The sequence below is a fragment of the Pantoea sp. V106_11 genome (genome assembly GCF_029967885.1).
Classification (GTDB): domain Bacteria; phylum Pseudomonadota; class Gammaproteobacteria; order Enterobacterales; family Enterobacteriaceae; genus Pantoea; species Pantoea ananatis.
In genome coordinates, this window is sequence record NZ_JASCAK010000025.1 from 1 (window position 1) to 18,521 (window position 18,521).

14 protein-coding genes are annotated in these 18,521 nt (G+C 53.4%); 12 read left to right on the forward strand and 2 right to left on the reverse strand.

Annotated elements, in window-relative coordinates; all coding sequences use genetic code 11:
* Positions 1-431: 431 nt before the first annotated feature.
* Positions 432-695 carry a 30S ribosomal protein S20 gene (gene rpsT, locus QLG08_RS08310; RefSeq protein WP_006117633.1) on the reverse strand — a complete coding sequence of 88 codons (264 nt, stop codon included), beginning with the start codon at positions 693-695 and terminating at the stop codon, positions 432-434.
* A 317-nt stretch (positions 696-1,012) separates the two neighbouring features.
* Between rpsT and ribF the strand changes: the two genes are divergently transcribed.
* The 9 genes from ribF to QLG08_RS08355 all read left to right on the forward strand — a co-directional run bounded on the left by ribF (position 1,013) and on the right by QLG08_RS08355 (position 14,163).
* Positions 1,013-1,939, forward strand: coding sequence for a bifunctional riboflavin kinase/FAD synthetase (gene ribF, locus QLG08_RS08315; protein ID WP_282472884.1), 927 nt, complete (start codon positions 1,013-1,015; stop codon positions 1,937-1,939).
* A gap of 29 nt (positions 1,940-1,968) precedes the next feature.
* Positions 1,969-4,788: an isoleucine--tRNA ligase gene (gene ileS / locus QLG08_RS08320; RefSeq protein ID WP_013024563.1), complete on the forward strand. Its 2,820-nt coding sequence runs from the start codon at positions 1,969-1,971 to the stop codon at positions 4,786-4,788.
* Positions 4,788-5,291 carry a signal peptidase II gene (gene lspA, locus QLG08_RS08325; RefSeq protein ID WP_013024564.1) on the forward strand — a complete coding sequence of 168 codons (504 nt, stop codon included), beginning with the start codon at positions 4,788-4,790 and terminating at the stop codon, positions 5,289-5,291. The genes ileS and lspA overlap by 1 nt, the downstream gene beginning before the upstream one ends.
* A 3-nt stretch (positions 5,292-5,294) precedes the next feature.
* Positions 5,295-5,765, forward strand: coding sequence for an FKBP-type peptidyl-prolyl cis-trans isomerase (gene fkpB, locus QLG08_RS08330; RefSeq protein WP_014592885.1), 471 nt, complete (start codon positions 5,295-5,297; stop codon positions 5,763-5,765).
* Entirely contained in the window at positions 5,746-6,696 is a 951-nt protein-coding gene (gene ispH, locus QLG08_RS08335; protein WP_014592886.1) for a 4-hydroxy-3-methylbut-2-enyl diphosphate reductase, read from the forward strand. The genes fkpB and ispH overlap by 20 nt, the downstream gene beginning before the upstream one ends.
* Before the next feature lie 210 nt (positions 6,697-6,906).
* On the forward strand, positions 6,907-7,722 hold the full coding sequence (dapB, locus tag QLG08_RS08340) for a 4-hydroxy-tetrahydrodipicolinate reductase (RefSeq protein ID WP_019106403.1): 816 nt from the start codon (positions 6,907-6,909) through the stop codon (positions 7,720-7,722).
* Between the two features lie 469 nt (positions 7,723-8,191).
* Positions 8,192-9,340, forward strand: coding sequence for a glutamine-hydrolyzing carbamoyl-phosphate synthase small subunit (gene carA, locus QLG08_RS08345; RefSeq protein ID WP_014606611.1), 1,149 nt, complete (start codon positions 8,192-8,194; stop codon positions 9,338-9,340).
* A gap of 13 nt (positions 9,341-9,353) precedes the next feature.
* Positions 9,354-12,584 carry a carbamoyl-phosphate synthase large subunit gene (gene carB, locus QLG08_RS08350; RefSeq protein ID WP_014592889.1) on the forward strand — a complete coding sequence of 1,077 codons (3,231 nt, stop codon included), beginning with the start codon at positions 9,354-9,356 and terminating at the stop codon, positions 12,582-12,584.
* An 847-nt stretch (positions 12,585-13,431) separates the two neighbouring features.
* On the forward strand, positions 13,432-14,163 hold the full coding sequence (locus QLG08_RS08355) for a Mig-14 family protein (RefSeq protein WP_015700978.1): 732 nt from the start codon (positions 13,432-13,434) through the stop codon (positions 14,161-14,163).
* Between the two features lie 181 nt (positions 14,164-14,344).
* Here the strand turns inward: QLG08_RS08355 and QLG08_RS08360 are convergent, their stop codons facing one another.
* On the reverse strand, positions 14,345-15,403 hold the full coding sequence (locus tag QLG08_RS08360; protein ID WP_013024571.1) for an SDR family oxidoreductase: 1,059 nt from the start codon (positions 15,401-15,403) through the stop codon (positions 14,345-14,347).
* 95 nt (positions 15,404-15,498) lie between these two features.
* Between QLG08_RS08360 and QLG08_RS08365 the strand changes: the two genes are divergently transcribed.
* The 3 genes from QLG08_RS08365 (at position 15,499) to folA (ending at position 18,503) form a co-directional block, all read left to right on the forward strand.
* Complete coding sequence (locus QLG08_RS08365) at positions 15,499-16,386, forward strand: LysR family transcriptional regulator (RefSeq protein ID WP_013024572.1); 888 nt, start codon at positions 15,499-15,501, stop codon at positions 16,384-16,386.
* 262 nt (positions 16,387-16,648) lie between these two features.
* Positions 16,649-17,788: a porin gene (locus QLG08_RS08370; protein WP_013024573.1), complete on the forward strand. Its 1,140-nt coding sequence runs from the start codon at positions 16,649-16,651 to the stop codon at positions 17,786-17,788.
* A 232-nt stretch (positions 17,789-18,020) separates the two neighbouring features.
* Complete coding sequence (gene folA, locus QLG08_RS08375) at positions 18,021-18,503, forward strand: type 3 dihydrofolate reductase (RefSeq protein ID WP_024472273.1); 483 nt, start codon at positions 18,021-18,023, stop codon at positions 18,501-18,503.
* The last annotated feature ends 18 nt before the right edge of the window (positions 18,504-18,521 follow it).

The following is an 18,521-nucleotide window of genomic DNA, read 5'->3' on the forward strand; positions in this document are numbered from 1 at the left end:
CTCAACATCTCAACATCTCAACATCTCAACATCTCAACATCTCAACATCTCAACATCTCAACATCTCAACATCTCAACATCTCAATATGGCCTGTGACCCACGATGACATCGCGCGTTGACTGGCTGTTATCGCGTTACTCTGCGGCCGGTCTGAACTCGCAAGGACGCCGTGATTGACCTTTTCTGTTCACCCTGGACCTGATAACCCGAAGGAGGGCTCGTGAGAGAGGCTGTCCGGAGCGCTACGAGCCTGAACCTGGGGCAGCATTGTTCGGCTGGTTGAGAGCAGTGCAGAGGCGTTGGGTTGTCTGGCAGGGCAGGGCTGGAAGATAAAGTCAGGAAGAGACAGTCGCCTGGCGGCGCTAAACAGCAGGCATAAAAAAACCGGCTTAGCGCCGGTTCTTTCAACAAAGCGATGAACAAATGGCGATTAAGCCAGTTTGTTGATCTGTGCAGTCAGGTTTGCTTTATAACGTGCAGCTTTGTTTTTGTGGATCAGACCTTTAGCAGCCTGACGGTCCACAATTGGTTGCATTTCATTAAATGCGTTCTGCGCAGCAGCTTTGTCGCCTGAAGCGATCGCCGCGTATACTTTCTTAACGAAGGTACGCATCATAGAGCGACGGCTTGCGTTATGCTTGCGACGTTTCTCAGATGTTACGGCACGTTTCTTAGCTGATTTGATATTAGCCAAGGTCCAACTCCCAAATATGTTCGATAGAGACAAATCAAAGGCCGAGGACTATGCCTTTTGGACCTTCTGTTGTCAATGGATTTGTGCAAATAAGCGTCGTTTACAAGTGATAACCTGTATGACACTCGGTTACGTATTTGATGGCGCAAGATTCTACCAGCTTCCGCTCCCTGAATACAGTATTTCGCAACAAAATTCTCTCAGCGGCTTTGCAAGGCAGTAAATACGGCCTGTAACGCATGAAAGGCGTGTTCACGGGTTAACCTTGGCGGCTTTCGAGGGTATAATCCGCCGATTTCCACCGGTTTGAGTCAGCCATGAAGTTTATCCGCGGTATTCATAATCTTAACGCGCAGCATCACGGCTGCGTTTTGACCATTGGTAATTTCGATGGTGTGCACCGCGGTCATCAGGCGCTGATGGGGCGGTTGCTGGAAGAGGGACGGAAACGTAACCTGCCAGTGATGGTGATGGTGTTTGAACCCCAGCCGCTTGAACTGTTTGCGGGCGAAAGCGCACCCGCCAGGCTCACTCGCTTGCGAGAGAAGCTAAAATATCTGGCAGAAATCGGCGTGGACTCCGTGCTGTGCGTGCGTTTTGACCATCGCTTTGCCGCGTTGTCGGCGCAGAGTTTTATCAGCGAACTGCTGGTGAACAAGCTGGGCGTGAACTATCTTGCCGTCGGGGATGATTTCCGCTTTGGCGCTGGTCGCCAGGGGGATTTCCTGCTATTACAGAAAGCCGGCGCCCAGTATGGCTTTGATGTGGTCAGCACAGAAACCTTTTGTGACGGCGGTAAGCGCATCAGCAGCACGGCGGTACGTCAGGCACTGGCCGAGGACAACTTAGCGCTGGCGCAGTCACTGCTGGGCCATCCTTTCAGTATCTCTGGGCGCGTCGTGCACGGTGATGCACTCGGACGCACGCTGGGGTTCCCTACGGCTAATCTTCCTTTACGCCGCTGCGTGTCGCCGGTTAAAGGCGTTTATGCGGTGGAAGTCCATGGGCTGGGGCCACAACCCCTGGCTGGCGTTGCCAATATCGGCACCCGCCCGACGGTAAAAGGTTTGCGCCAACAGCTTGAAGTTCACCTGTTGGACATCAATATGGATCTCTATGGTCGCCACATTGATGTGGTGTTGAAGCAGAAAATACGAAACGAGCAGCGCTTTGCTTCACTGGATGCGTTGAAAGAGCAAATTGCGAAAGATACGGTAACGGCCCGACAATTTTTTGGTCTGTAACCTGAGCGAAAAACGGAATCGAGAATCTGATGAGTGACTATAAATCAACCCTGAATTTGCCGGAAACGGGGTTCCCCATGCGTGGCGATCTGGCCAAGCGCGAACCGGGAATGCTGCAACGTTGGTATGATGACAACCTGTACGGCATCATCCGCGAAGCCAAGAAAGGGAAAAAAACCTTTATCCTGCATGATGGCCCTCCTTATGCGAACGGCAGCATTCATATTGGTCACTCTGTTAACAAGATTCTGAAAGACATTATTGTGAAGTCTAAAGGCATGGCAGGTTACGACTCGCCGTATGTGCCAGGCTGGGACTGTCACGGTTTGCCTATCGAGCATAAAGTTGAGCAGATGATCGGCAAGCCGGGCGAAAAAGTCAGCGCCGCCGAATTCCGCGCCGCCTGCCGTCAGTATGCCGCCGAACAGGTTGAAGGGCAGAAAGCCGACTTTATTCGCCTGGGCGTGCTGGGCGACTGGGATCGTCCTTACCTCACCATGGACTTCACCACCGAAGCCAATATCATCCGTGCGCTGGGTAAAATCATCGGCAATGGCCATTTGCACAAAGGCGCCAAGCCGGTGCACTGGTGCATGGATTGCCGTTCTGCTCTGGCGGAAGCCGAAGTGGAATACTACGACAAAACCTCCCCCTCCATCGATGTGATGTTCAATGCCGTTGATGCGGACAGGGCGCGCGCAGCCTTCGGTGTGACCGCCTCAGAAGGCCCGGTTTCGCTGGTGATCTGGACGACCACCCCGTGGACCATTCCGGCTAACCGCGGTATTTCACTGCATCCCGAGTTCACCTATCAGCTGGTGCAGATTGCAGGACGTAGCCTGATCCTGGCAAAAGATCTGGTTGAGAGCGTCATGAAACGCGCGGGCGTCAGCGACTGGACCGTGCTGGGCGAATGTCAGGGCGCGGCCCTGGAATTGCAGCTGTTCCAGCATCCTCTGCTTGAGCAGATCCAGTCCAAAGTCGTATTAGGTGAGCACGTCACGCTGGATGCCGGTACGGGGGCTGTTCATACCGCGCCAGGCCACGGCCCGGATGACTACGTGATTGGTCAGAAATATGGTCTGGAAACGGCTAACCCGGTCGGCCCTGATGGTGCCTACCTGCCGGGTACGTATCCGGGACTCGACGGCGTTAACGTCTTTAAAGCCAATGATATGATCGTTGAGCTGCTGAAAGAGAAAGGCGCATTGCTGCACGTTGAAAAACTGCTGCACAGCTACCCACACTGCTGGCGCCATAAAACCCCGATTATCTTCCGTGCCACGCCGCAGTGGTTTATCAGCATGGATCAGAAAGGCCTGCGTGCTCAGTCATTGCAGGAGATCAAAGGCGTGCAGTGGATCCCGGACTGGGGTCAGGCGCGCATTGAGTCCATGGTTGCCAACCGGCCTGACTGGTGTATTTCCCGCCAGCGTACCTGGGGCGTGCCAATGGCGCTGTTCGTACACAAAGAAACCGAAGCCCTGCATCCGGATACCCTGGCGCTGATGGAAAAAGTGGCGCAGCGCGTTGAGCAGGATGGCATCCAGGCATGGTGGGATCTCGATCCGCGCGATCTGATGGGCGACGATGCCGACCACTACGTGAAGGTGCCGGACACGCTGGACGTCTGGTTTGACTCAGGTTCCACCAGCTATTCGGTCGTGGATGCCCGCCCGGAATTTGGTGGCAATACACCGGATATGTATCTGGAAGGTTCCGATCAGCATCGTGGCTGGTTTATGTCGTCGCTGATGATCTCGACCGCGATGAAAGGCAAAGCGCCTTATCGCCAGGTACTGACGCACGGCTTTACCGTCGATGGTCAGGGCCGCAAGATGTCCAAATCCATCGGCAATACCGTTGCACCCCAGGATGTCATGGACAAGCTGGGTGCGGACATTCTGCGCCTGTGGGTTGCTTCTACCGATTACTCGGGTGAGATGGCGGTATCCGATGAAATCCTGAAACGCTCTGCGGATGCCTATCGTCGTATTCGTAACACCGCGCGCTTCCTGTTAGCCAACCTGAGCGGCTTTAACCCGGCCACCGATCTGGTTAAACCGGAAGAGATGGTGGTGGTCGATCGCTGGGCGGTAGGACGTGCGCAGGCGGCACAGGCGGATATCATCGCCTCTTACGAGCACTACGATTTCCACGAAGTGATTCAGCGCCTGATGCAGTTCTGCTCCATCGAGATGGGCTCATTCTACCTGGATATCATTAAAGATCGTCAGTACACCGCGAAAGGCGACAGCCTGGCCCGCCGTAGCTGCCAGTCAGCGCTGTGGCACATTGTTGAAGCGCTGGTACGCTGGATGGCACCGATCATGTCTTTCACGGCCGACGAAATCTGGGGCTATCTGCCAGGCGATCGGGCGAAGTATGTCTTCACTGAAGAGTGGTATACCGGCCTGTTTGGTCTGCCAGAAAACGAAGCGCTGAACGATGCGTACTGGGCAGAACTGCTGAAAGTACGTGGTGAAGTGAACAAGGTGATCGAGCAGGCGCGTAGCGACAAACGTATCGGTGGCGCGCTGGAAGCGTCCGTTACTCTGTATGCCGATGCGGACCTGGCGACGAAACTGCAGGCGTTAGGTAACGAACTGCGTTTTGTGCTGTTGACCTCCGGTGCTCAGGTCGCTGATTACGCAGAGGCAGAGGCTGAAGCGCAGCAGAGCGAACTGGTAAAAGGGCTGAAAATCGGCCTGCATAAAGCAGAAGGCGAGAAATGCCCGCGCTGCTGGCACTACACGACTGACGTCGGTCAGAATCCGGAGCACGCTGCGGTGTGCGGTCGCTGTTACACCAACGTAGCCGGCAACGGCGAAGAGCGTAAGTTTGCCTGATGAGTAGACCTGTTTTCTCCACCGGATTGCGCTGGCTGTGGCTGGTGCTGGTTGTTATCGTTGTTGATTTCGTCAGCAAGCAGTGGGTCATGAACAACATGATGCTGCATGAAACGCAGCCGCTGATGCCGTTCCTTAACCTGTTCTATGCGCATAACTATGGCGCGGCGTTCAGCTTCCTCGCGGATAAAGGCGGCTGGCAGCGCTGGTTCTTTGCCGGCATTGCCCTGGCGATCGTGGTGTCGTTACTGGTCATGATGTACCGCAACAGCGCCAGTCAGAAGATCGCCAATATCGCCTATGCCTTAATCATTGGCGGCGCAGTGGGCAATCTGTTTGACCGTTCGTATCATGGCTTTGTGGTAGATTTTATCGATTTCTACGTCGGTAACTGGCACTTTGCTACATTTAATATCGCTGACTGCGGCATCTGTATCGGGGCCGCGTTGGTGGTGCTGGAGGGCTTTTTCAATCCTTCCAGCAAGCAGGTTAAAAAAGGGTAAACCATGACTGAGTCTGTACAGGGCGACAGCGCGGTATTGTTGCATTTCGTCATGAAGCTGGAAGACGGCTCAGTGGCGGAATCCACTCGTGCCAACGGTAAACCTGCGCTGTTTCGTCTCGGCGACGGTAGCCTGTCCGGCGCGCTGGAGCAGGCACTGTTGGGATTGACGCCGGGTGAAAAGCATCAATTCACGCTGGCACCAGAAGACGCGTTTGGTAGCGTCAGCCCCGATCTTATCCAGTACTTTTCCCGCCGTGATTTTATTGACACGGGAGAGCCTGAGATTGGCGCCATCATGCTGTTTACCGGAATGGGCGGTAGTGAAATGCCGGGCGTGATTCGGGAAATTTCCGGTGATTCAATCACCGTGGATTTCAACCATCCGCTGGCAGGCCACCGCGTTCAGTTTGATATTGAAGTGCTGGATATCGATCCGGTACTGGAGGCGAACAATGCAAATTCTGCTGGCTAATCCACGGGGTTTTTGTGCAGGTGTAGATCGCGCCATCAGCATTGTTGAAAACGCACTAACGCTGTTTGGTGCGCCGGTGTACGTCCGGCACGAAGTGGTTCATAACCGCTACGTGGTGGACAGCCTGCGCCAGCGCGGCGCGATCTTTATTGAGCAGATCGCGGAAGTGCCTGATGGCGCTATCCTGATTTTCTCTGCCCACGGCGTCTCGCAGGCGGTACGCAATGAAGCAAAAGGGCGTGATCTCACCGTCTTTGATGCCACCTGCCCGCTGGTGACCAAGGTGCATATGGAAGTGGCCCGCGCCAGCCGTCGGGGTGAAGAATCGGTGCTGATTGGCCACGCGGGCCATCCGGAAGTGGAAGGCACCATGGGGCAGTACAACAACCCTAAAGGTGGGATGTATCTGGTGGAGTCGCCGGAGGACGTCTGGAAGCTGGACGTTAAAGATGACAACCGCCTGTCCTTTATGACCCAGACGACGCTGTCGGTGGATGACACGTCGGAAGTGATTGATGCGCTGCGCGCTCGCTTCCCGAAAATCGTGGGCCCACGTAAAGATGATATTTGTTATGCCACCACCAACCGTCAGGAAGCCGTACGGGCGATGGCCGAGCAGGCCGATGTGGTACTGGTAGTCGGATCGAAAAACTCCTCTAACTCCAATCGCCTGGCCGAACTGGCCCAGCGCATGGGCAAAGCGGCGTATCTGATTGATGATGCGGCGGACATTCAGCCTGAGTGGGTGGTTTCTGTCGATTGTGTTGGCGTAACGGCGGGCGCTTCGGCTCCCGATATTCTGGTTCAGAACGTGATTAGTCGCCTGCAGGCCTTGGGCGGTGGTGAAGCGAGAGTGCTGGAAGGGCGGGAAGAAAACATTGTGTTTGAAGTGCCCAAAGAGTTGCGGGTTGACGTCCGCAACGTGCAGTAATCCGCACACGTTAAGCAATGAAAAGGCCGACTCTGTTCGGCCTTTTTGCTTTTCAGACCGGGCGGCGGCGGCGGAAATTGCTTTTACTGATAATCCGCCCCACCTGGCATAAAAATTCTTATTATCCCCGAGAAAGAGTGGCGCAGTTGTTATCTCATGGTTAACCTGATTGCGCTTGCATGCATAGATTTGTTTTAGGAATGAATAAATATGAAGAATATCCGCATTGCCATCGTGGGCGCGCCGGGGCGCATGGGGCGCAATCTGATTCAGGCGGTTGCTCAGCTGGAAGGCGTTGAGCTGGGCGCAGCGTTAGCCCGACCGGGATCCTCGTTGATCGGCAGTGACGCAGGTGAACTGGCCGGTATCGGCCACGCTGGCGTTACCCTGAGAGATGACTTACGCGCCGTCGTCGATGATTTTGACGTCGTGATTGATTTCACCCGCCCGGAAGGAACGCTGGAATACCTTGCCATCTGTCGTGAGCACCGCAAAGCCATGATCATCGGTACGACAGGCTTTGATGACGCCGGTAAAGCAGCGATTCGCGACGCGGCGGCGGATATTGGCATTGTGTTTGCCGCTAACTTTAGCGTAGGCGTTAATCTGGTCCTGAAGCTGCTGGAGAAAGCCGCCAAAGTGATGGGCGATTATGCGGATATTGAAATTATTGAAGCGCATCATCGCCACAAGGTGGATGCGCCCTCCGGCACGGCGCTGGCGATGGGCGAGGCGATTGCAGAGGCGATGGACTGGAAACTGGATGAACATGCCGTTTACAGCCGTGAGGGCCATACCGGTGAGCGCAAAGCGAATACCATTGGTTTTGCCACTGTGCGGGCAGGAGACATTGTCGGAGAGCATACCGCGTTATTTGCCGACGAAGGGGAACGCATAGAGATAACGCACAAGGCGTCCAGTCGCATGACCTTTGCCAATGGCGCCGTAAAGGCTGCCATTTGGGTGAGTGAGAATAAAACCGGGCTTTACGATATGCGTGACGTGCTGGATTTATCAAGTTTGTAATGATTTTTACCTGTGTGATGTGGTGATTTCAATCGCTAATAACTTGATTGAGAAGGGCAATTTTTTAATTGCCCTTAATTTTATCTAAAAAATAGTCACTTTGACCTGTTTTTTCATTGTGATGAATGAAAGTTGGGTTTTTCTTCCTTTCGCTTCTCAGTAAACCTGCTAATTTTGACCATTTGGTCAAAATTAGCAGGTGGTTTTCCCGGAATAAACATCGAGTGCGATAGGCAAACGTTTATTCGGCTGTGTTTACCCCTGTTTTTAACGCTTATCCTCTTCATTTTCGCTCTGAGCCTGAAAAGATGTTAAAAATGTTGCTTCAGGGTGGACAAGTATCAGGACGATCATTAGAATGCGCGCAATTTGCCAAAAATTGACCACTCAGGCAGTTTTTGCATTGATTCAGATCACTATTTTGAATTAATATGCAGATATTGTGACTGTTTATTCCCTGGAGGATGTTTTGATTAAGTCAGCGCTCTTGGTTCTGGAAGACGGAACCCAATTCCACGGTCGGGCCATCGGGGCTACAGGGTCGGCAGTGGGGGAAGTCGTTTTCAATACGTCAATGACCGGTTATCAAGAAATCCTCACTGATCCCTCCTATTCCCGCCAGATTGTTACTCTCACTTATCCCCATATCGGCAATGTTGGTGCTAACGCCGCCGATGAAGAATCCAGTCAAATCCATGCGCAGGGCCTGGTCATTCGTGACCTGCCGCTGATTGCCAGCAACTACCGTAGCGAAGAAAGCTTATCGGCTTATCTGCAGCGCAATAACATCGTGGCGATTGCCGATATTGATACGCGCAAGCTGACGCGACTGTTACGGGAAAAGGGTGCGCAGAACGGCTGCATTATTGCAGGCGATAATCTGGATGCGGCTCTGGCCTTACAAAAAGCGCAGGCTTTCCCTGGCCTGAAAGGCATGGATCTGGCAAAGGAAGTGACGACGGCTGAAACCTATGCCTGGCAGCAGGGGAGCTGGACACTGGAAGGGGATTTGCCAGAACAGAAACAGGCAGAAGCACTGCCTTACCACGTCGTCGCTTATGATTACGGCGCGAAACGCAACATCCTGCGTATGCTGGTGGACCGCGGCTGCCGCCTGACAGTGGTGCCGGCCAAAACGCCAGCAGAAACGGTCCTGGCGATGAATCCGGACGGTATCTTCCTCTCTAACGGCCCTGGCGATCCTGAGCCCTGCGATTATGCTATTGAGGCGATTCAGGCCTTCCTGAAAACCGATATCCCGGTGTTTGGTATTTGCCTGGGCCACCAACTGCTGGCCCTGGCCAGCGGCGCGAAAACGGTCAAAATGAAGCTGGGCCACCACGGCGGCAACCATCCAGTTAAAGATTTGGACAACAACCGCGTCATGATCACGGCGCAGAACCACGGCTTCGCGGTGGATGAGGCGAATCTGCCTGCGAACCTGCGTGTGACGCATATCTCCCTGTTCGATAAGACGGTGCAGGGCATCCACCGCACCGATAAGCCTGCGTTTAGCTTCCAGGGCCATCCGGAAGCCAGCCCGGGACCGGGTGATGCTGCACCGCTGTTTGACCACTTTATTGAGTTGATTGACGCATTCCGTTCGAAAGCAAAGTAATCAGGAGCTAATCATGCCAAAACGTACAGACATAAAATCCATCCTGATTCTTGGTGCCGGTCCGATTGTGATCGGTCAGGCCTGCGAATTCGACTATTCCGGTGCACAGGCGTGTAAAGCCCTGCGTGAAGAGGGTTACCGCGTCATTCTGGTGAACTCCAACCCGGCCACCATTATGACCGACCCGGAAATGGCCGATGCAACCTACATTGAGCCGATTCACTGGGAAGTGGTACGTAAAATCATTGAAAAAGAGCGCCCGGATGCGGTGCTGCCCACCATGGGCGGCCAGACGGCGTTGAACTGTGCGCTGGAGCTGGAGCGTCAGGGCGTGCTGGAAGAATTCGGCGTCACCATGATTGGTGCAACCGCAGACGCTATTGATAAAGCAGAAGACCGTCGTCGTTTTGACGTGGCGATGAAAAGCATCGGTCTGGATACCGCGCGCTCCGGTATCGCGCATACCATGGATGAAGCGCTGGCAGTGGCGGCCGATGTGGGCTTTCCCTGCATTATCCGTCCGTCTTTTACCATGGGCGGCACCGGCGGCGGTATCGCGTATAACCGCGAAGAGTTTGAAGAGATCTGTGAACGCGGCCTCGACCTTTCCCCAACCAACGAGCTGTTAATTGACGAATCGCTGATTGGCTGGAAAGAGTATGAGATGGAAGTGGTGCGTGACAAAAACGACAACTGCATCATTGTCTGCTCAATTGAAAACTTTGATGCCATGGGGATCCACACGGGCGACTCCATCACGGTTGCGCCCGCGCAGACGCTGACCGACAAAGAGTACCAGATTATGCGTAACGCCTCGCTGGCGGTGCTGCGTGAGATTGGTGTGGAAACCGGCGGCTCCAACGTACAGTTTGCGGTGAACCCGAAAAATGGTCGTCTGATCGTGATCGAGATGAACCCGCGCGTGTCACGTTCCTCGGCGCTGGCCTCCAAAGCAACCGGCTTCCCGATCGCGAAAGTGGCGGCAAAGCTGGCGGTTGGCTTTACGCTCGATGAGCTGATGAACGACATTACCGGTGGACGGACGCCTGCCTCGTTTGAGCCTTCAATCGATTACGTCGTCACAAAAATTCCTCGCTTCAACTTTGAAAAGTTTGCTGGTGCGAATGACCGTCTGACCACGCAGATGAAGTCAGTGGGCGAAGTCATGGCGATTGGTCGCACCTTCCAGGAGTCGGTGCAGAAAGCGCTGCGCGGCCTGGAGGTTGGCGCGAATGGTTTTGATCCGAAAGTCCACCTTGACGATGCGGAAGCCTTAACCCGTATCCGTCGTGAGCTGAAAGATGCCGGTTCCGATCGGATCTGGTACATCGCCGATGCCTTCCGTGCGGGGATGTCGGTGGACGGCGTATTCAATCTCACCAATATTGACCGCTGGTTCCTGGTGCAGATTGAAGAGCTGGTTCGTCTTGAAGAGCAGGTAGCGCGCGAAGGCGTGAACGGGCTGAACGCCGATTTCCTGCGCACGCTGAAGCGCAAAGGTTTTGCCGATGCGCGCCTGGCCTCACTGGTGGGCGTGGCAGAAGGTGAAATTCGTAAGCTACGTCAGCATCACAATCTGCATCCGGTTTACAAGCGGGTGGATACCTGCGCGGCAGAATTCTCGACCGATACAGCCTATATGTACTCTACCTATGAGGAAGAGTGCGAAGCGAATCCTAACCAGGATCGTGACAAGATCATGGTACTGGGTGGTGGACCAAACCGTATCGGCCAGGGCATTGAGTTTGACTACTGTTGTGTTCATGCGGCACTGGCGCTGCGCGAAGACGGTTTCGAAACCATCATGGTGAACTGTAACCCGGAAACCGTCTCCACGGATTATGACACCTCTGATCGCCTTTACTTCGAGCCGGTAACGCTTGAAGACGTGCTGGAGATCGTCCGCATCGAAAAACCGAAAGGGGTGATTGTGCAGTACGGTGGTCAGACGCCGCTGAAACTGGCTCGTGCACTGGAAGCCGCTGGCGTACCGGTCATCGGGACCAGCCCGGATGCGATTGATCGGGCAGAAGACCGCGAACGCTTCCAGCAGGCCGTTGACCGCCTGAACCTGAAGCAGCCTGCCAACGCCACCGTTGCCACCCTGGAGCAGGCGGTAGAAAAAGCTGCCGGGATTGGTTATCCGCTGGTGGTCCGTCCCTCGTACGTGCTGGGCGGACGTGCGATGGAAATCGTCTACGACGAAATAGACCTGAAGCGTTATTTCCAGACGGCGGTGTCGGTTTCTAACGATGCGCCGGTTTTGCTGGATCGCTTCCTTGACGATGCTGTAGAAGTCGATGTGGATGCCATCTGTGATGGTGAGCGTGTACTGATCGGCGGCATCATGGAGCACATTGAGCAGGCAGGCGTTCACTCAGGTGACTCGGCCTGTTCTCTGCCGGCCTACACGCTGAGCCAGGATATTCAAAACGTAATGCGTCAGCAGGTTGAAAAGCTGGCGTTTGAGTTGAACGTTCGCGGCTTAATGAACGTGCAGTTCGCGGTGAAAGACAATGAAGTCTACCTGATTGAAGTTAACCCACGTGCTGCGCGTACCGTTCCTTTTGTGTCAAAAGCGACGGGCGTACCGCTGGCGAAAGTCGCCGCACGCGTGATGGCAGGCAAAACGCTGGCAGAGCAGGGCGTCACCGAAGAGGTGATTCCGCCTTACTACTCTGTCAAGGAAGTGGTGCTGCCGTTTAACAAGTTCCAGGGCGTTGACCCCATTCTGGGGCCAGAAATGCGCTCAACCGGTGAAGTCATGGGCGTGGGCCGTACCTTTGCAGAGGCCTTTGCCAAAGCGATGCTGGGTGCGCAAAGCAACATGAAGAAAACCGGACGCGCGCTGCTGTCGGTCCGTGAGGGCGATAAGAAACGTATCGTTGACCTGGCCGCGAAGTTGCAGAAGTTTGGCTTTGAGCTGGATGCCACTCATGGCACCGCCGTGGTGTTGGGGGAAGCGGGCATTAATCCTCGCCTGGTTAACAAGGTTCACGAAGGTCGTCCACATATTCAGGACCGGCTGAAAAACGGCGAATATGCCTACATCGTGAATACCACGGCAGGCCGCCAGGCTATTGAAGACTCCAAGCTGATTCGTCGTAGTGCGCTGCAATACAAAGTTCATTACGACACTACGCTAAACGGGGGTTTTGCAACGGCCATGGCGCTAAACGCCGACCCGACTGAAAAAGTGATTTCAGTACAGGAAATGCATGCGCAGATCCTTGCGCACAAATAGCGCTGGCTGAGTGGCGGTAATAGCCCCTGCGGTGGGACGATTTGCCAGTGTGCTGGCTTAACGCTCCTCGCAGGGGCTTTTTTTTGAGAGATCGGGCCTGAACTGAGCGGTTCTACAGGCACGGGTACAGATCACCCTCCGCTGAGTGCGTTTCTGTCTTAGCGGGCAGCGTGGAGGCTGTACCTGCCTGCGGCAAGCGCCGCCTGTAAAAAAGGGCATCGCCTTTAGAATGGTTGGTGAGTCTGGGGTTGGTCAGAAAGCAGTCTGTTCCCAACGGAACGGGATGAACCCTGTTTCTGGGCAGCGATTCTCAGGTCAGCGCGACATTTCGAATAAACCGGTATTTTTTTAATATTCTTTTCAGGCTCATGAACGTTTCTGAGTAAACAGACTTTAATTAAATAGGTTTTTTAAATATTGATGCCTTGATGTTTAAATATGCATTAATATTTTTAATTATTTACGATCTGTTTCTTAACGTTCTACTGTATTTTCGCTATTTGATCGTTGCTCAACCGATTTTAAACAAACCCGCATTACTGCTTACAGTGCTCGATAATCACCTGTTCAGCCGCAGCGCTTATCTTTAAAATACCCTGTATTTTTCATGGTTTACATATCCAGAGAACCCATTCGCTTCTCTGAAGTTTACATGCTTGATTAAGAGTTAGCGCCTGACATGTTTATTCCCAAGTTTTTCAGATGGGGGCAGTGCTCTTTTGAGGATTATCAAAGAGCCTGTAATCATTTTGGTTATAACTGCGAGTCCGCACCGGAATTTATTGCCTTTAAAATGCGATGTGGGCAGTCCTTTGACTTTTATTCTTATCAAAGGAAAGGGAAAACGATGGGGAGCGTCTGCGTTGAAAAGGGCTGGCTTGCCAACGATGGCAGACATCGGCAGCGTTCGCTTCCCGCGCTACTGGCTCCCTCAACCTCTGTCTATGTGCCGTTTTGCAACGAGGCGTCGAAAAAGGTGCTTTTACCTTTCCGGTGCAAGTCGCTACATCATTTGCAGCGTCATCGCTTCCTCAATACCTCCTATAGCCTGTTTAGTAAGAGCCATGCCGCTTTTACCAAGAGCCCTGTCGCCGACTTTTCCCGTAAAACGGTCTCGACACGGGAGAGAGAGCTCAGAAAGTTTCTCAATGACGGGGGGAGTTTTCTCAATGTCAGCCAGCTTGACGGGGAACATATTTTTGAGGTGTTTGAGATTCTCTATCAGGCGAGACGCAATCAGGCCATCGCGGAGAGGGCCATTAATAAAGCGTTTTTCCGGGAGTTTCAGCCCTGTTTCAAAGGCTATATGATGTTCCTGCATAATGAACCTGTTGCACTGCAGCTCCTGCTTTCTGTCTCGAGCAGTGCCGGGATGTTCGTTGATTTTATTAATATTGGCTACCGGATAGACAGCAATGCTGGCGCGGTGGGGACAATGCTGATGTGGAAGAACCTGACAGCCTTGTATCAGGAAGCAGCAGAAAAGCAGCTTCCTCTTCATTACTCCTACGGTTCGATGTCCGGAGACTATAAAAACCGCTGGTGCCATTCGGTTAATAACGGCCGGGTCATCATCTGATTGATCCGTTCTGTCGGCGCGTTGACATACCTCTGCGTCGTGAAGCCAGTTTAGCGTGATTCGACCAGGTGCCTGATGGCCCTGTTTTTCCGCTCCCGTGGGCGGCTTTTGCCTGCGAAGCGCGATTGATCAATGCTCCCCTGCCAGCGCTGCGGCAGGGGAAAATGGCTCGCTGCATGCCTCAGGGAATAATGTTCGCCATCCTGAACTGAGTAAACAGGCGGATAAACATCTCATCCGTGGCGCAAAATTCGGTAAACCCTGCCCGCCTCAGTTTGCTGCCATCACCAAACATATCGTAATCCCAGCTAAAGACAAAATCGGCGAACTGACCGTCACTCAGCCTCATGATATCAGCCTCAACCAGCTGTTTTTTTTCCGCCAGGGCATGCCATGTCCTGCGGTAATCGCCGAAAAGCTGCTGAAATGACAACGCAACCGGGGGCGCCGTCTCCAGTTCAAACCAGCCTGCAATGAGGGGCCAGAGCTCACACCATCGCCAGATATCACCGTTATTGATGTTAAATGCCTGATTCCTGGCGGAGGATGCGGTCGATGCCCACAGGGTGGCGGCAGACAATAAGCTATCATCGGTGTGATCGATAATGCTGTGCCAGGTGCGCTGCGACCCTGGAAAGCGCAGGGGCAGATTTTGCGCTTTGCACAGTGAAGCGTATATCGCGATACTCAGCGCAAGATTCATGGTATTGCCGGTTAACGCGCTGCCGACAACGCCAGGACGAAGTGCATGCCAGTGCCAGGTTTTATGATGCTGAAAGCGGCACAGCCAGTCCTGTTGCGCCGTATTGAATTCGGCGCCGGGAATAGCGGCATCGCTTTCTCTGGCGGGGGTTTTGAACGGGCCAAGATGAGCGCCGTAAATTTTGTAGCCCTGCATCAGGCTCACCGTTTCCAGCGGAGCCACGTTCTCAACCTGAGTGACCAGGTTACGTAACATAGTGACGTTGGGTTCAACCATTTCCCGCCAGCTCGCGGCATTAAGCCACGCGCTGTAAAAAATGTGGGTAACGTGCCGAAGGGGCTTGAGGGCGCGCGCAGTGTCTTTTTCATTGAGCAGATCGACGTTAACAAACGGCACCGTGCCCCGGTGAGCGCCTCCTGCGCGAGACAATCCAATAACCTGCCATTCATTCTGCAACAGCGTTTTAACCAGTTTGCTGCCGACAATACCGCTTGCACCCGCAACCAGTGCGACTTTAGATTGAGGCTTCTGTGACATTTTTTGTCCTCCAGTTTGGTTGCAGACAGCCTGCTATAAATTGTTTTTTGTCGGTATCCCCGAACGCTGATGTCACTTATAAGAGAAATGCGTAAATGAATAACAAGCTCAATGCCATTCGAACGTTTTTACGCGTGGCTGAGGCGGGGTCTTTTTCTGAGGCAGCACGCCAGTTGAATATCAAACAGTCTGCGGTCAGCCAGCAGATCGCCGCGCTTGAGGCTGAACTCGGCGTAGTGCTGCTGCACAGGACGACGCGGGTGAGGGTACTGACAGCGCAAGGAGAATATTACCGGCGTAAGATGCAGCCCATACTTGAGGCAATGCAGGCGGTCGAGAACCAGCTATCCCCTGCCGCACAGCAATGGCAGGGCAAGATAAACGTTCAACTCCCGGGCGGATTAGGGCGTTTGTTTCTTCCTCATCTGCTCGGATTGCAAAAAGCGAATCCGGGTTTGCATCTGACGCTCTCGCTTGATGACAGGATATCCGACCTGGCCAGAGAAGGCGTGGATGTGGCGTTCCGCCTTACTCAGGATGCGCCGGAAGTGTATCCGGCACGGAAAATCGCGCGTATTGAAACACCGCTTTTCGCATCACCGGATTTCCCGCCGCTCAATTCACTGGATGCATTGATGTGCCAACCGCACGTGCGTTTCAGCAGCATTGCCGAGTCTGCGCCATTGCGGCTTGTCAGGGGCGATGAAACCGTAGAACTGGCCGTAAAGACAGCCTTCAGGGCCAATAGCAGTGAAGGGTTATTACAGGCGTTGCAGGCGGGAATCGGTGTAGGCGGTATGCAATTACCCCTTGCAACTGAGGCGTTGAAATCCGGCTCGCTGATGAGGGTGTTGCCAGCGTATCGCTATCCCGATCGCTTTGTGTATGCCGTTTTCCCGGATGCGCGCTTTATCCCTCCCAGGGTTAGAGGCATCGTCGCGTTAATCGAAAAAGTGCTGGTCGATCTGCCAGGGGCAAACTAAATACGGCTCACAGCCAGAGGGAAGACCGGCGATGTAACGCATTCTCAGTCAGGCTGCTGATGCGGCCCACTGGCGCTGTATCAACCCGTTCATACTGGGGTAAGCGGCAGCAATCTCAAATAAATTTGATTTAATTTTTAGCCAATCATGCCCAATCTGCTCATTCGCACAAATCTATAATACAAAAAACTACCAGGCTGACATTGACCGCTGTAATATCCGGCTCGCTCATTATTAGAGCGTAAACAGGATAGTTATAACAATGAAAGCGCGTTCTTTTTCACTGAGTGCAGTGGCTGCACTCCTGGCTCTGGCGTCTTTTTCCAGCCAGGCTGAAATCACTCTTCTCAAACAAGACCCACAAGCAGGCGATCCCCTTAGCCGTCTCGATTTTAAATTCGGTGGCAGTATTCGTCCTCAGTTTAACCATCAAACCGGCGTGAATGATAAATCCTATAAGCGTAATGGCTTTGACGGTGGTTCACGTTTCCGCTTTAGCGCGGATTACTACCTGTTCGACGATATCAGTTGGACCAGCTACTACGAGCTGGGCGTTAACATTCCGGCCGTATTCAACTGGGATAATCACTACGCTGAAGGGGCGCATGAAACCACGCGCCGCCAGCTCTATACCGGCCTGAAAAGTAAAACCTGGGGCCAGTTGACCTTCGGTCAGCAGAACAGCGTTTATTACGACGTTGTGGGTGCCAAGACGGATATCTGGGATTACGACATGCTGGCCCAGGCACCGGGTAACGGCATTAACGGTGATTACGACGGTTCATACCGTTCTCGTAAGCAGCTGAAATACAAAAACAGTTATGGTGCAGTTGATCTTTATGCCTCTTACCTGTTTAGCGATAACGAATATTTGCCGGGCAATGGACTGCGCTATAAGCGTCAGGGCGGCGGTTCGCTGGGTGTGAATTACAACATTACGCCAACGCTGGCATGGGGCACGGCCTGGAACTACACCCGCGCCAGCATGCGTGATCCGGTCACGGGCAACAATAAAGAGTACGACCAAAACATTTTTGGCACGGCACTGAGCTGGACGCCGGGTAACTGGACACTGTCAGCAGGCGGTGGCTGGTATCAAAACTTCCTGACGACCAAACAGCGCAACGTGAATAACTATTTTGCGGACGATGCCTGGGGCATCGAATATTACGCCGGATACAAAATCCCGGTGGCGCAATATGGTGTTAAAGCCGTTCAGCCTTATGTGATGGGCGACCGTTTAGAATACGTGAATGGCCGCAACTACCAGCGCATTGACAATGGCCTGGGCGTAACGTTATTCCTGGACTACGGTTTCCGTGTGGATTACGAACATGTCTTCACTTCCAGTACGGACAATCAGGGCGATATGAACCTGGTTCGTTTCCGCTACGATTTCTGATGACGCACAACGGCTCCCCAGGGAGCCGTTTTTATTATCATGATTTATAGCGAGGTGACGCCATTATCTGGCGACTTTTGCGGTGGACTTGCCCTTCTTATGGAGTAAAACCCTGTACAACGTCTGAAACATGGTGGCAATGCCGCTTTATGCAATAAGCACCTTCCTGCTATCGACGAAGGTTTAACCTTTACGTATCATGGCGCCTGTTTTTTTCAGCGAGCCTTTTAACATGATTAGTCTTATCGCGGCATTAGCAGCAGATCGCATTATTGGAATGGAAAACGCCATGCCGTGGGACCTGCCTGCAGACCTGGCGTGGTTTAAGCGCAACACACTGAAAAAGCCAGTTATTATGGGCAGACTGACCTTTGAATCTATTGGTCGTCCATTGCCTGGCCGGCTCAACATTGTGGTCAGCAGCAAGCCGGGCAGTGCCGAAGGCGTAACCTGGGTAACTTCGCTGGACGACGCCATCAGTGCGGCGGGTGAGGCTGAAGAGATCATGGTCATTGGCGGCGGCCGCATCTATGAGCAGATGCTGGCGCGCGCCGACCGTCTTTATCTGACGCACATTGATGCGGAAGTGGAAGGCGATACACAGTTCCCGGATTACGAGCCGGATGAGTGGCACTCCACGTTCAGTGAGTTTCATGATGCCGATGAGCAGAACTCGCACAGTTACTGCTTTGAGATCCTCGAACGCCGCCGTTAATTTACGCGTAGTAAAGAA